Annotated in this window: 13 protein-coding genes and 1 pseudogene; 10 read left to right on the top strand and 4 right to left on the bottom strand. The window is 57.4% G+C overall.

From position 1 onward, the window contains the following. From AO268_RS11215 to AO268_RS11205, 3 genes and pseudogenes are all read right to left on the bottom strand, one after another. Nucleotides 1-329: pseudogene (locus tag AO268_RS11215) on the bottom strand (transposase); the annotation flags it as partial. 418 nt (nucleotides 330-747) lie between these two features. Further along, nucleotides 748-2,187 carry a hypothetical protein gene (locus AO268_RS11210; RefSeq protein ID WP_044271727.1) on the bottom strand — a complete coding sequence of 480 codons (1,440 nt, stop codon included), beginning with the start codon at nucleotides 2,185-2,187 and terminating at the stop codon, nucleotides 748-750. After that, a complete protein-coding gene (locus AO268_RS11205; protein WP_038443875.1) occupies nucleotides 2,184-3,170 on the bottom strand; it encodes a nucleoid-associated protein in 987 nt (328 codons plus the stop codon). Before AO268_RS11205 ends, AO268_RS11210 begins: the two co-directional genes overlap by 4 nt. 329 nt (nucleotides 3,171-3,499) lie before the next feature. On the opposite strand from AO268_RS11205, the gene AO268_RS11200 reads away from it, so the two are divergent. From AO268_RS11200 to pqqE, 10 genes are all read left to right on the top strand, one after another. After that, nucleotides 3,500-4,129, top strand: coding sequence for a hypothetical protein (locus AO268_RS11200; protein ID WP_034139560.1), 630 nt, complete (start codon nucleotides 3,500-3,502; stop codon nucleotides 4,127-4,129). Nucleotides 4,130-4,552: 423 nt separating this feature from the next. Further along, nucleotides 4,553-5,014 (top strand): Lrp/AsnC family transcriptional regulator, encoded by a 462-nt coding sequence (locus AO268_RS11195; RefSeq protein ID WP_076962246.1) that lies wholly within the window; start codon nucleotides 4,553-4,555, stop codon nucleotides 5,012-5,014. A 146-nt stretch (nucleotides 5,015-5,160) separates the two neighbouring features. Then, nucleotides 5,161-6,852, top strand: a complete 1,692-nt coding sequence (locus tag AO268_RS11190) for a flavin monoamine oxidase family protein (RefSeq protein WP_099168693.1) — start codon at nucleotides 5,161-5,163, stop codon at nucleotides 6,850-6,852. Between the two features lie 11 nt (nucleotides 6,853-6,863). After that, the gene (locus AO268_RS11185) at nucleotides 6,864-7,658 is read left to right on the top strand and encodes a carbon-nitrogen hydrolase family protein (RefSeq protein WP_099168692.1); all 795 of its coding nucleotides are present in this window, start codon (nucleotides 6,864-6,866) and stop codon (nucleotides 7,656-7,658) included. A gap of 50 nt (nucleotides 7,659-7,708) precedes the next feature. Further along, a complete protein-coding gene (gene pqqF, locus AO268_RS11180) occupies nucleotides 7,709-10,093 on the top strand; it encodes a pyrroloquinoline quinone biosynthesis protein PqqF (protein ID WP_099168691.1) in 2,385 nt (794 codons plus the stop codon). Nucleotides 10,094-10,261: 168 nt separating this feature from the next. After that, nucleotides 10,262-10,336 carry a pyrroloquinoline quinone precursor peptide PqqA gene (pqqA, locus tag AO268_RS11175; RefSeq protein WP_003194766.1) on the top strand — a complete coding sequence of 25 codons (75 nt, stop codon included), beginning with the start codon at nucleotides 10,262-10,264 and terminating at the stop codon, nucleotides 10,334-10,336. A gap of 75 nt (nucleotides 10,337-10,411) precedes the next feature. Continuing rightward, nucleotides 10,412-11,323 carry a pyrroloquinoline quinone biosynthesis protein PqqB gene (pqqB, locus tag AO268_RS11170; protein ID WP_099168690.1) on the top strand — a complete coding sequence of 304 codons (912 nt, stop codon included), beginning with the start codon at nucleotides 10,412-10,414 and terminating at the stop codon, nucleotides 11,321-11,323. A 10-nt stretch (nucleotides 11,324-11,333) separates the two neighbouring features. Beyond that, nucleotides 11,334-12,086: a pyrroloquinoline-quinone synthase PqqC gene (pqqC, locus tag AO268_RS11165; RefSeq protein WP_076962251.1), complete on the top strand. Its 753-nt coding sequence runs from the start codon at nucleotides 11,334-11,336 to the stop codon at nucleotides 12,084-12,086. Then, complete coding sequence (pqqD, locus tag AO268_RS11160) at nucleotides 12,083-12,358, top strand: pyrroloquinoline quinone biosynthesis peptide chaperone PqqD (protein ID WP_099168689.1); 276 nt, start codon at nucleotides 12,083-12,085, stop codon at nucleotides 12,356-12,358. The genes pqqC and pqqD overlap by 4 nt, the downstream gene beginning before the upstream one ends. Continuing rightward, nucleotides 12,330-13,481 carry a pyrroloquinoline quinone biosynthesis protein PqqE gene (gene pqqE / locus AO268_RS11155; protein WP_099168688.1) on the top strand — a complete coding sequence of 384 codons (1,152 nt, stop codon included), beginning with the start codon at nucleotides 12,330-12,332 and terminating at the stop codon, nucleotides 13,479-13,481. The genes pqqD and pqqE overlap by 29 nt, the downstream gene beginning before the upstream one ends. A gap of 4 nt (nucleotides 13,482-13,485) precedes the next feature. Here pqqE and AO268_RS11150 read toward each other — a convergent pair whose 3' ends face one another. Beyond that, nucleotides 13,486-13,644, bottom strand: a complete 159-nt coding sequence (locus tag AO268_RS11150; protein WP_076962254.1) for a YqaE/Pmp3 family membrane protein — start codon at nucleotides 13,642-13,644, stop codon at nucleotides 13,486-13,488. Between the last annotated feature and the right edge of the window lie 11 nt (nucleotides 13,645-13,655).

Below are 13,655 nucleotides of genomic sequence, written 5' to 3'. Positions count from 1 at the left end.
CAGCGCTTCCTCCATCGCTGGATCGCTGTAGCCGAACCAGTTCTGCAGCAGATGCACACGCAGCATCGCCATCAACGGGTAGGCCGGACGGCCCCCTTCACCTTTCGGATAATGTGGCTCGATCAAAGCAATCAAGCCCTTCCACGGCACCACCCGATCCATCTCGATCAGGAACAACTCCTTGCGGGTCCTTTCGGATAATGTGGCTCGATCAAAGCAATCAAGCCCTTCCACGGCACCACCCGATCCATCTCGATCAGGAACAACTCCTTGCGGGGTTGCTTGCGCTTGCCAGCGTACTCGGCGTCGGCGAAGGTCATCTGCTTCATCGGGAAACTCGGTGGGTGGGGTCGCGGTATTTTGCCAAATCAGAAAGTCTTTTTCAGAGTTTCCTCTCGGCGTCGGCGAAGGTCATCTGCTTCATCGGGAAACTCGGTGGGTGGGGTCGCGGTATTTTGCCAAATCAGAAAGTCTTTTTCAGAGTTTCCCTAGTGGTATGTTGCTCTGAGATACATATTTAATGTCCCCAATAAGGCACATTAACCATCATTTTTAGGCTTAATGGCCCTATTTGGGGACATTAAACTGAGCAAAGGAATGCGGACAATGATGGCTATAGCCCCCTACCTCACCCGACTATCTTCTGATTTGGAAGCAAGCCCCTAATGGTTCCTGGCATAGCTTCTAAATATCCGCGTAGTAATACTGCACCATAAAGATTCAACCGTAGGTGCATTTATAGTTTTACTAAAAAAAAGCGGCGATGTAGTTCCAGACGCAGAAAAAATAATAATCGATGTGATTCGCTACAAAGTTAGGTGCCGCAAGCGATAGGAAGTAGTGAACAATGGCTGCGTATAGACAGAAACACACAGTCCAAGCGAGCCAGTAAACGGTGCGTCCGGACGATATAGGTTTTTCAACCAAGCGCTTCCAGTCTTCGGCAGACATAAAGTTGTAGATCTTCTTCCGCCACCCTTCTCTACTGCTGTCAGCAAGACTGTTAAAACGCAAGGTTGATAGAGTGTTGATAACTATGCTCAATATGAGAAGTGCAGAGACACCAAGATACAGAATCGTGGTAGCTGTATCGGCCACGCCTGCAGTCGCTATCGGAGTCTTGAGAGCTAAAACAACACCCGCAACCGCGAAATCACGCCAAAGAGCTGATATTAAATCCCTTGTCGCAGTTTGTGTCTTATTAACCTCGTCCTGCAAACCCTTGCGCAGATCCCCTAAGCTTTTGACAGCCTCCTTGCTTTGATCCTGGAGATGAAAGGCGAACGCTTCCTTGGCCCCCGAGAGGCTATTTTTTAAGAGTGGCGTTGAGCCAGAGGGCCACGTCGTCCCACTGTTCCAGTTGATAGCAATGTGGTTGTTGAAAAGTTGGAATTTCGTTTCACACTCCCTAGGGGTGGAGTAGATCCACTGGCAGGTGTCGTGAAGCATCTCAAAATTGATATCAGCCCAGTTAATAGGCTGGTCTATAGCTATGGGGAGTGAGCGCCCGCCTCGAAATATTACATGAGCCTCATCATCTTCCTTGCGAATCTCGGCTGGCAAGCAAAAGGAAAGCTTTTCCACCGCCACGCGTTTCCAGGCTGTAAAAGGTTCGCTTTCAGCAATTGGCTCAGCAGTCAGCAGCCATGGCTCAAGCGACGGGGGGGTAAGGGAGTGGGTAAGATCCCGTACCATTTTCCAAGGTTTTTCAGGATGTTGAGTGGCGGTCGGTAAATTTCTATCTCCACCCATTTCTTTCACTAGGAACTGATGAGTGGAAAATTCAAAGGTTTCACCTGCAACCCACACGCACATTTTTTTCTGTGAGTTCTGTGCTGAAAATTGGTTTGTCCTCAACCAGTTTTCGAAACCTTTTAAAGTTAGGAAATAACACCAGTCATCATCCGTTGGCTTCTCCAAGATGACTGTCAGTCTGTCATTTTCCACATCCTCCAAATCGAAATCTTTGATCTCGATGCTGTCGGAAACTTCTCCAAAAAGCTCCATCTTTCCGATGCCCACAGAACAAACACGCTGGGCAAGATCTTTCAATTCTCGAACAAACCCGGAAGATGTAACGCTTACTTCATCAATTCGAAAAATATGCGTAGTTTCAACCTGCGCAGAACCACCTGACGCCGTAAGTCGCTCAAAGAAGCTGCGAAGTTCCAGCGCTAGCTGTTTCATGATTCACGCAAGCGACTTGTACGAATAGTAATAACAGTTTCATCCTTTCCATTTTCTATAGTTAAGCTTCCCTTTGCCCGCGCAGGCATATTGATGGTTATGCCTTCACTTGTTACGTATTTCTTTGCCTCATTGGTAGGTAGCTCTTCCTCATCATAGGAGAACACCTCACCAGTCAAATTTAGGCTTTCCAATTCTTTGTCAAAGGTCGCTCGGATTTCATCTTGGCCATTGATGCCAAAAAAATCTGTGAAGAATTCGTCGACTTCAAAGTCTTTACGCTTTTTCGCAATCTCAACGACTTTCTCAGCGACCTTCGATGTGATAGCAGGCGGCAGATCACCCAGATGTGTCCTTACAGTTTTTTTGATTGCCTTAACCAAATCTACCGTCATTTCCTTTGAGTTCCGGAGGCGCTCTACTCCCAGGAATTCTTTGAAGAAATCACTGATTCCTGAGCGGCTCATTTTATCAATGATCACTACTTCTGAGTCTTTGGAATCCAAATCAATAAGAGCTGATTTCTGCAACGCTTTTGGTGATTCAGTAAAGTTGTTAGTAACTGCCTGAAGTATTGCCTGGGCGCCCTTAGTTTCAAATGTCACGACTTTTTCAGAGTCGTACTTGATTAAGGAATAAAACTTTTTAGCCCCTGTAATTAAACCAATTACAATCAACACGCCTGACTTCATCCGTTTATCACCAAGGCGATGAAATTGCCGCGCCAAGCTCTTGGAGATATCGACAAAATTCGACTCGCCCTTTTCCCAACTATTCAATTTGGCCTTTACTTGAGATATTTCAGCGAAAGAGAATTTATTGCCCTTGAGGGTTTCTTTGATGCGGTCAATGAAGAACGGCTCGAAGGTGCTTAAGGGGGTGTCGTCAAAAAGGATCGGATCATCGGCTCGATGATGCACCACGTGAAAAATGAAATTCTCGATTTTCAGGGCTTCGATTTCTTTATCCGTAAGAGTGGCCAAGTTAAATCCTCATCCTTGCTGGTGGCGACATGACATTAAGCATTGATGTAAGCACCTTTTCAGCGTTATGCCTAGCGTCCCCCGCAGGGCATAGCATACGAATCACTGTATGAATATACACCTACAGAAAGCGGCTGGCTGCCGTTTGGCCCCACCCAGGATCACTTGTCCGATGGAAGGCTCACTGGTAAGCGTGTTTAAGCGTGCATGAACGCTGAGCACTGGGTTACATTTTTCGAGAATCTTTTTATGCTTTTATAGAAAAGCAATAATTGCTTTTATTTTATTGCTATGGGATGCTTCTTAGCATCTGACAGGAGATCCATCCCATGAACGACATTATTTCGCTCATCGAAAACGCAGCAAAGACGAAGAATGACCTGGCGTCCGCATCTATCCGCATGCCCAAGGAGCTCTACTCATTTATCGAAGGTCTGGCTGATCAGCTCGATCTGAGTCGCCAGGAGACAATGCTGAAACTGCTAGAGAAGGGGGTTGAAGCTGCCAAGGCGGCTCTGAAGCTTGATGACAAAGAGCAGGCGGCAGTAGACATCGAGTTACTCGAACCGTCGAGCTTCCACCTTCTGAATACGAACAAGCGTCACTCATTGGAAGACCATGACCGTATGCTGAGCGAGGGTAGCGCAGCAGCTTTTTATGCCCCTTGGAAGTACAACATTGACCGTATAAAGAAAGGTGACGTGGTCTTCTTGTACGAAAATGGCAAGGGGATCGTCGCCTTCGGCCAAGGTACTGGCGAAACTGAAAAACGTGAGCATCACGGCTATCTCGAAGAGTGCCATTTTCAGCGACTGATGGATTTCACCATCTTGGATAAGCCGATTTCGGCTGCGGAGATCAAGAAAGCGGTACAGAAAAATGTCGTCTTCTTGCGCACGATGTCTCCCATGCCCGATGGCCAATTGCTGCTGAATCTGATCCAAAAGCGCTCCGCATGAAGCCTGGTGGGCGTAGTCAAAACAACCATCCCAACAGGGGCTAGGATCGGCTCAGTACGCTGCAGGGGTAGCCAACCGCACAGGCTCAATCTCTCCCTAAGTCCGCTCAGCCCATCTCTGAAGGATGGAATGATAGGAAGTCGTATAAATACAACACTCGGGTTGTATTTATAGAAATATGACACGACAATAAATGAACGCCAGCATTCCCCAGTGTCTACTGACGATTGACAAGATCAAGACCGGACGGACAGTATCCGGACGAACAATTCACGCACCACATAACGGTTCGAGTCCTACTGGGCCCACCATCTCTGAAAGCCGCGCACTGCGCGGCTTTTGCGTTTCTGCCAGTCACCCCAGGCACCACTGGCCATGAGCCTGTAACATGCTCCCCCACTGCCATCCGCGCCGGAGCCCAACTTGTCCGCTACCCGCCCTCCCGTCCTTGATGAAATCGACCGCCAGTTGATCGCCGCCTTGCAGCTCAACGCCCGCGAAAGCGTGGCCATGCTCGCTCGCCAACTGGGGATTGCCCGCACCACCGTGACCTCGCGCCTGGCGCGCCTGGAAAAGACCCAGGTGATCACTGGCTATGGCGTGCGTCTTGGCCAGCGCGTGGTGGATGGGGGGTTGCAGGCGTATGTGGGGATCACGGTGCAACCGCGCTCCGGCAAGGAAGTGCTGCGTCGCCTCAGCGCCATGGCCCAGGTCCAGCAGTTGTGTGCGGTCAGTGGGGAGTTTGACTATGTGGCCTGGCTGCGCACCGATTCGCCGGAGCAGTTGGATCAACTGCTGGACCAGATTGGCAGTGTCGATGGGGTAGAAAAGACCACCACCTCGATCATCCTCAGTAACAAATTGGATCGCGGCCAGCCAATCTGACCGCCAATTTCGTCATTTCGACTAAAAACAATTCAATTCGACGACACATTGCGTCTTATTAACGAGCGCTACGCTCCCTAGAATGGCTGCCATCTTTTCCTATACTTCACGGGCCGTGCCCCGTGCAGTTGCCAGCAAGGTCAGCCATGAACGCCACCCACAAGAACAATCGCCACCCTGCAGACGGTAAAAAACCCATCACCATCTTTGGCCCGGATTTCCCGTTCGCCTTCGATGACTGGATCGAGCACCCCGCCGGGCTGGGCAGTATTCCTGCCGCCAGCCATGGGGCCGAAGTGGCGATTGTCGGGGCGGGTATTGCCGGGCTGGTGGCCGCCTACGAGCTGATGAAGCTGGGCCTCAAGCCAGTGGTGTACGAGGCCTCGAAAATGGGCGGGCGCCTGCGCTCCCAGGCTTTTGAAGGGGCCGAAGGCATCATCGCCGAACTGGGCGGCATGCGCTTCCCGGTGTCGTCGACGGCGTTCTACCACTATGTGGATAAGCTGGGCCTGGAGACCAAGCCCTTCCCCAACCCGTTGACGCCGGCCTCCGGCAGTACCGTGATCGACCTGGAAGGCCAGACCCATTACGCACAGAAACTCGCCGACCTTCCTGCACTGTTCCAGGAAGTGGCTGACGCCTGGGCCGATGCCCTGGAAGCCGGCTCGCAGTTCAGCGATATCCAGCAAGCCATCCGCGACCGCGATGTGCCACGCCTCAAGGCGCTGTGGAACACCCTGGTGCCGCTGTGGGACGACCGCACGTTCTACGACTTCGTCGCCACGTCCAAGGCGTTCGCCAAGCTGTCGTTCCATCACCGCGAAGTGTTCGGCCAGGTGGGCTTCGGCACCGGTGGCTGGGACTCGGACTTCCCCAACTCGATGCTGGAAATCTTCCGCGTGGTGATGACCAACTGCGACGACCACCAGCACCTGGTAGTCGGTGGCGTGGCCCAGGTGCCCATGGGTATCTGGCGCCATGTGCCAGAGCGTTGCGCCCATTGGCCAGCCGGCACCAGCCTCAGCTCCCTGCACCATGGCGCGCCACGGGCCGGGGTCAAGCGTATAGCCCATGCCGCCGACGGGCGTTTTGCGGTCACCGACAACTACGGCGACACCCGGGAATACGCCGCCGTGCTGACCACCTGCCAGAGCTGGCTGCTGACTACCCAGATCGAATGCGACGAAAGCCTGTTCTCGCAAAAAATGTGGATGGCCCTGGACCGCACGCGCTATATGCAGTCGTCGAAAACCTTTGTCATGGTCGACCGGCCTTTCTGGAAGGACAAAGACCCGGAAACCGGCCGCGACCTGATGAGCATGACCCTCACCGACCGCCTGACCCGCGGCACCTACCTGTTCGACAACGGCGACGACAAGCCGGGGGTCATTTGCCTGTCTTACTCGTGGATGAGCGACGCCCTGAAAATGCTGCCGCAGCCCATCGATAAACGGGTGAAGCTGGCCCTTGATGCGCTGAAAAAAATCTACCCGAAAGTCGATATCAAGGCGCGCATCATTGGCGACCCGATCACGGTTTCCTGGGAGGCCGACCCGCACTTCCTCGGCGCGTTCAAGGGCGCGTTGCCGGGCCACTACCGCTATAACCAGCGCATGTACGCGCACTTTATGCAAAAGGATATGCCAGCCGAGCAGCGCGGGATTTTCATCGCTGGCGACGACGTATCCTGGACCCCAGCCTGGGTCGAAGGCGCAGTGCAGACCTCGCTGAACGCAGTTTGGGGCATCATGACCCACTTCGGTGGTAGCACCCACCCGCAAAACCCGGGGCCTGGGGATGTGTTCGATGAGATCGGCCCTATCGCCCTGGCCGAATAAGGAGCCAAGCCATGCGTGTCGCCCTGTACCAATGCCCGCCATTGCCGCTGGATGTGGCCGGCAATCTCAAGCGCCTGCATACCGTCGCCCATGAGGCGTCCGACGCAGATGTGCTGGTGCTGCCGGAGATGTTCCTCACCGGCTACAACATCGGTGTTGAAGCCGTGGGCGCGTTGGCCGAAGCGCAGGATGGGCAATCGGCACAAACCATTGCCGAACTGGCTCAGAACGCGGGCCTGGCAATTCTGTACGGCTACCCGGAACGGGCCGAGGATGGGCAGATCTACAATGCCGTGCAACTGATCGACGCCAGGGGCCAGCGCCTGTGCAACTACCGCAAGACGCACCTGTTCGGCGACCTTGATCACTCGATGTTCAGCGCTGGCGGCGATGAATTCCCCATCGTCGAGTTGAACGGCTGGAAGCTGGGGTTCCTTATCTGCTACGACCTGGAGTTCCCGGAAAACACCCGGCGCCTGGCCCTGGCCGGTGCCGAGCTGATCCTGGTGCCGACGGCCAACATGGTGCCCTTCGACTTCGTCGCCGATGTCACCGTGCGGGCACGGGCCTTTGAAAACCAGTGTTATGTGGCCTACGCCAACTATTGCGGGCATGAAGACCAGATCCAGTATTGCGGGCAAAGCAGCATCGCCGCGCCGAATGGCCAACGCGTTGCCCAGGCGGGGCTGGATGAGGCGCTGATCGTCGCCACCCTCGACCGCCAGGTGATACACAACGCGCAAGCGGCCAATCACTACCTGGCAGACCGGCGCCCCGAGCTTTACGCAGCGCTGCATAAGCACTGATCAGCGCGCTTTGCGCTAGCATAGGCACTTCCTACGTTCTGGAAGTGCTCATGCCTGTGCCGGCCCACCCTCATCATTTGCAACTGACCCTGGCCAATGGCCTGCGGGTTTCCCTGCGTCATGCCCCACGTCTCAAGCGCTGTGCAGCGGCCTTGCGGGTAGCGGCCGGCAGCCATGACGCGCCGTTGGCCTGGCCGGGGCTGGCACATTTTCTTGAGCACCTGCTGTTTCTCGGCACCGAGGCTTTTCCTGCAACGGACGGTTTGATGGCCTACGTGCAGCGCCACGGTGGGCAGGTCAACGCCAGCACGCGCGAACGCACCACCGACTTCTTCTTTGAAGTGCCCACCCCGGTGTTTGGCGACGCGCTGCAGCGCCTGGGCGATATGCTTGCTCATCCGCGCCTGGCCATGGACGAGCAACTGCGCGAGCGTGAGGTGTTACAAGCAGAGTTTATCGCCTGGTCCCAGGATGCCGAGGCACAGCATCAGGTGGCGATCCTCCAAGGCCTCGCTGCCGGGCATCCGTTGCGGGGGTTTCATGCGGGCAATCGTGACAGCCTGCCGGTGCCACGGGAGGACTTCCAACAAGGGCTGCGAGGGTTCTATCAGGACTTCTATCAAAGCGGGCAAATGACCTTGAGCCTTGCCGGCCCCCAGTCGTTGCAAGAGCTGCAAGCCTTGGCCCAGCACTTTGCCGATAGCCTGCGGGCAGGCCCGCGACGCCTGCAACAGGCACCGCCGGCATTGATGGGCGACGATAACCATCGCTATCAATACCTCCATAAGCAGCAACTGCATCACCTCATTGCCTGCAACGCGCCCCGCGAAGCCCTGGAGTTCCTCTGCACCTGGCTGAATGCCACGGCCCCCGGTGGTTTGCTCGCCGAGTTGCAAGCACGGGGCTGGGCAAGCGCGCTGCACGCCAGGGTGCTGTACCTGTTCGCCGGGCAGGCGCTGCTGGATATCGGATTCACCCTGCAACCCCAGGGTTCGCAGCAGCCCCAAGCAATCGAAGGGCTCTTAAATGACTGGTTGCGCTTTTTCGCCGACAGCGACTGGACTGGGCTGCGCGAAGAGTATGCCCTTCTGATCGACCGCCAGCGGCAAATCAGTGGCGCCTTGGCCCTGGCCCGCCAGGACAGTGAAAACCTCGCAACGCAGGTGTCCGAGCCGCATTGCCAAGCCCTCAAGAACCTGCTGAACACGCTGCAATCGGCGCCCACGCAACAGGCCTGGCAACTGCCGCCGGGTAATCCATTCCTGCAACAAGCCCCCCAGAAACAGCGCCCCGGACTGATTCGCGGCCAGACCAGCGCCCATCGCGGCTTGCGGACCTTTGCCCAGGATCGCTCCCGTGGCCGGCGCGAACTGCCAGGCCTGTCGTTCAGCCAAGCGTTGCCCGCCGATAGCGACGAAGGCGCCCTTTACCTACGCTGGCAACTGAACTCGCCCGCGCCTTGCCTGGGCAACCCCCTGCAAGCGCTGCAGACCAACGCCCGTCAGGCCGGCGTGGAATTATCCTTTGAAGCCGCAGGCAATGACTGGCTGCTGAAAATGAGCGGGCTGCATGAACCGATGCCCGCCATCGTCGAGCAACTGGCACGCGACCTGGCCCAACCCGACCTTTGGCAACAGGCGCCCAGCAGTCCGCCGCCACAGATGGCCATTCGCGAGTTGCTCAAGGCATTGCCAACCTGCATGGCCGACACCGGGCGCAGCGCGGATGTCAACGCGTCACCCGATCTCTGGGCCACCGCCCGCTGGCAAGGCCTGGGCATGGGCCTGCCGGCGGCGTGCGAAATGGCGATCAACAATGCGGCGGCACGTCTGCCCGGACAATGTGCCGAGAGTGGACATAAAACCCAGCCCATCAACGGCCAGCATCGCTGGCAAACCGTAGCAACCGACGGCAACGAAGCCGCCTTGCTGCTGTTTTGCCCGGCACCGAGCCAGTCCCTCGCCGACGAGGCCGACTGGCGATTGCTCGCACACCTGGCCCAGACCCCGTTTTACCAGCGCCTACGCGTCGAGTTGCAAGTGGGCTACGCCGTATTCAGCGGTATCCGACAACTCAATGGGCAAACCGGCCTACTGTTTGGCGTGCAGTCGCCCAATGTGGCGCTTGCAGGAGTGCTCGACTCTATCCTGGCCTTTCTCAAGCAACTGCCCGCCTTGATCAAGGGCAGCGAAGACCTGGGCAATACGACCCTGGCCCAGCAGTTTTCGCCACAGACACTGCCCACCACCCAAGCTGCCGAACTGCTCTGGCAGGCGCACTTGGCCGGGCATGGCGCGGACTATCTTGAGCCACTGCAACAGTTGATCCAGACCCGCACACGCCAGCACCTGATCGATGCGGCGCAGCGCCTCAACCAGGCCGCTGGCGGCTGGCAATGCCTGGCCAATGGCGCAGCAGTGGGCGCTTTCCAGTAAGACAGCGTTGATCGTTGCCGATGTTGCAACAGGCTTTTTCCACCAAGACAGCGCTAGCTTGAGGAGAAATGCGTAATATTGCACCACACATCTGAACATCTCCGCCTGGAGGTGGACTATATGTATTACTTGGTAGTAAACGTCCCATCCCTTCGTAGGAGTTTGAATATGACCTGGTCCAAACCTGCTTACACTGATCTGCGTATCGGTTTTGAAGTCACCATGTACTTCGCCAGCCGCTGATTGCTTTTGTATTGCAATGCAACGCCTCGGCTCGCCGGGGCGTTTTTATTTTGAGTCTTGTGTGAAGGAGCGGCGATGTTTGTCCAGATTCTAGGTTCTGCCGCCGGTGGTGGTTTCCCGCAGTGGAACTGCAACTGCGTGAACTGCGCCGGTTTTCGCGATGGCAGCCTGCGGGCCCAGGCCCGCACCCAATCGTCCATCGCCCTGTCCGACGATGGCGTGAACTGGGTGCTGTGCAACGCCTCGCCGGATATCCGCGCGCAACTGCAAGGTTTTGCACCGATGCAACCCGGCCGCGCACTGCGCGATAGCGGGATCAATGCAATCATCTTGATGGACAGCCAGATCGACCACACCACCGGCCTGCTCAGCTTGCGCGAAGGCTGCCCGCACCAGGTATGGTGCACCGATATGGTCCATGAAGACCTGAGCACCGGTTTCCCGTTGTTTAGCATGTTGGCCCACTGGAATGGCGGCCTGAATTGGCAGCGCATCGAGCTGGATACCAGCTTCACCATTCCCGCCTGCCCCAACCTGCGCTTCACCCCGCTGCCCCTGCGCAGTGCCGCGCCACCCTACTCGCCCCATCGGTTCGACCCGCACCCCGGTGACAATATCGGCCTGATCGTCGAAGACCTACGCACCGGCGGCAAACTGTTCTACGCCCCCGGCCTGGGCAAGGTGGACGCGCCGCTGTTGGAAATCATGGCCGACAGCGACTGCCTGCTGGTGGACGGTACGATGTGGGATGACGATGAAATGCAGCGCCGTGGCGTCGGCACCCGCACCGGCCGCGAAATGGGCCACCTGGCACAGAACGGCCCCGGCGGCATGCTGGAAGTGCTGGAGCAACTGCCCCGGCAGCGCAAAGTGCTTATCCACATCAACAACACCAACCCGATCCTCGACGAAGACTCCGCCGAGCGCGCCGAGTTGGCGCGGCGCAATGTAGAAGTAGCCTACGACGGCATGAGCATTGAACTGTAGGAGAGCCCCAATGACCGATACACCGCTGAGCCCCGCCGACTTTGAACAGGCCTTGCGGGCCAAGGGCGCCTTCTACCATATCCATCACCCCTACCACGTGGCGATGTATGACGGCCGGGCCACCCGCGAGCAGATCCAGGGCTGGGTCGCCAACCGCTTCTACTACCAGGTGAACATTCCGCTGAAGGACGCCGCGATCCTGGCCAACTGCCCGGACCGGGAAATCCGCCGCGAGTGGATCCAGCGCCTGCTCGACCATGACGGCGCCCCCGGCGAAGACGGCGGCATCGAAGCCTGGCTGCGCCTGGGCCAGGCCGTGGGCCTGGACCCGGATCAACTGCGCTCCCAGGAACTGGTGCTACCCGGCGTGCGGTTTGCCGTCGATGCCTACGTCAATTTCGCCCGCCGGGCCAGTTGGCAGGAAGCCGCCAGCAGCTCACTGACTGAGCTGTTCGCCCCGCAGATCCACCAATCTCGCCTCGACAGCTGGCCCCAGCATTACCCGTGGATCGACCCCGCCGGCTACGAGTATTTCCGCACCCGCCTGGGCCAGGCCCGGCGTGATGTCGAGCACGGGCTGGCGATCACCTTGGCGCACTACACCACCCGCGCCGGCCAGGAGCGGATGCTGGAGATTCTCCAGTTCAAACTGGACATCCTGTGGAGCATGCTCGATGCCATGAGCATGGCCTACGAACTGAACCGCCCGCCTTATCACAGCGTGACCGCGCAGCGGGTCTGGCATAAAGGGATCACCCTATGAGTTTCGATCGCAGCAAAAAACCGACGTGGCGCCAGGGCTATCGCTACCAGTACGAGCCGGCGCAAAAGGGCCACGTGCTGCTGTACCCCGAAGGCATGATCAAGCTCAACGACAGTGCCGCATTGATTAGTGGCTTGATCGACGGTGAGCGCAGTGTGGCGGCGATCATTGGCGAGCTGGAGCGGCAATTCCCCGGCGTGCCCGAACTCGGGGAAGACATCGAGCAATTCATGGAGGTCGCACGTGCACAGCACTGGATCGAACTTGCCTGACAAGCCCGAGATTGGCCTGCCGCTCTGGTTGCTCGCCGAGCTGACCTACCGCTGCCCGCTGCAGTGCCCGTATTGCTCCAACCCGCTGGACTTCGCCGAACAAGGCAAGGAGTTGAGCACCGAACAGTGGATCAAGGTGTTTCGCGAGGCCCGGGAGATGGGTGCGGCACAACTGGGGTTTTCCGGCGGTGAGCCGCTGGTGCGCCAGGACCTTGCCGAGCTGATCAGTGAAGCCCGCAAGCTGGGGTTCTATACCAACCTGATCACCTCCGGCATCGGCCTGACCGAGCAGAAGATCAGCGACTTCAAGAAAGCCGGCCTGGACCATATCCAGATCAGCTTCCAGGCCAGCGACGAACAGGTGAACAACCTGCTGGCCGGCTCCAAAAAAGCCTTCGCGCAGAAGCTGGAAATGGCCCGGGCGGTCAAAGCCCATGGCTATCCGATGGTGCTGAACTTCGTCACTCATCGACACAATATCGACCAGATCGACCGCATCATCGAGCTGTGTATCGCCCTGGAAGCAGACTTTGTCGAGCTCGCCACCTGCCAGTTCTATGGCTGGGCCCAGCTCAACCGCGTCGGCCTGCTACCCACCCAGGCACAACTGACCCGCGCCGAGCGCATCACCAACGAATACCGCGCCAAGCTGCAAGCCGAAGGCCACCCCTGCAAGCTGATCTTTGTCACACCGGACTACTACGAGGAACGCCCGAAGGCCTGTATGAATGGCTGGGGCAGTATCTTTCTGACAGTCACTCCAGACGGCACCGCCCTACCTTGTCACGGTGCCCGACAGATGCCGGTGCAGTTTCCCAATGTGCGCGACCACAGCATGCAGCACATCTGGTACGACTCGTTTGGCTTCAACCGCTTTCGCGGCTACGACTGGATGCCCGAGCCGTGCCGCTCATGCGACGAGAAAGAAAAGGACTTCGGCGGCTGCCGCTGCCAGGCGTTCATGCTGACCGGCGACGCCAGCAACGCCGACCCGGTGTGCAGCAAATCCGCCGATCACGGCATCATCCTCAATGCCCGGCTCGAAGCCGAGCACGCCACACAGACCATCGAGCAACTGGCCTTTCGCAATGAGCGCAACTCGCGGCTGATCGCCAAAGGCTGACGGCTCAGCGCTTGGCGATGATGTACACCGCATGCACGATGCCCGGGATGTAGCCGCACAGGGTCAACAGGAGATTCAGCCAGAACGCGCCGGCGAAGCCCACTTGCAGGAACACACCCAATGGCGGGACCAGGATGGCGATGATGATACGAATGAAGTCCATGGGTCAGCTCC

It is taken from the genome of Pseudomonas sp. ICMP 8385 (assembly GCF_002699915.1).
GTDB classification, from domain to species: Bacteria; Pseudomonadota; Gammaproteobacteria; order Pseudomonadales; family Pseudomonadaceae; genus Aquipseudomonas; species Aquipseudomonas gessardii.
Note: the sequence above shows the minus strand (reverse complement) of the source record. Positions and strands in the feature narration are given on the sequence as shown.

Excerpts from the sequence above, each read along its gene's own strand:
- pqqD (WP_099168689.1), top strand. The coding sequence starts at position 12,083 with ATGAGTTTCGATCGCAGCAAAAAACCGACGTGGCGCCAGGGCTATCGC.
- pqqC (WP_076962251.1), top strand. The coding sequence starts at position 11,334 with ATGACCGATACACCGCTGAGCCCCGCCGACTTTGAACAGGCCTTGCGG.
- AO268_RS11210 (WP_044271727.1), bottom strand. The coding sequence starts at position 2,187 with ATGAAACAGCTAGCGCTGGAACTTCGCAGCTTCTTTGAGCGACTTACG.
- AO268_RS11185 (WP_099168692.1), top strand. The coding sequence starts at position 6,864 with ATGCGTGTCGCCCTGTACCAATGCCCGCCATTGCCGCTGGATGTGGCC.
- AO268_RS11200 (WP_034139560.1), top strand. The coding sequence starts at position 3,500 with ATGAACGACATTATTTCGCTCATCGAAAACGCAGCAAAGACGAAGAAT.
- pqqB (WP_099168690.1), top strand. The coding sequence starts at position 10,412 with ATGTTTGTCCAGATTCTAGGTTCTGCCGCCGGTGGTGGTTTCCCGCAG.
- AO268_RS11190 (WP_099168693.1), top strand. The coding sequence starts at position 5,161 with ATGAACGCCACCCACAAGAACAATCGCCACCCTGCAGACGGTAAAAAA.
- AO268_RS11150 (WP_076962254.1), bottom strand. The coding sequence starts at position 13,644 with ATGGACTTCATTCGTATCATCATCGCCATCCTGGTCCCGCCATTGGGT.
- pqqF (WP_099168691.1), top strand. The coding sequence starts at position 7,709 with ATGCCTGTGCCGGCCCACCCTCATCATTTGCAACTGACCCTGGCCAAT.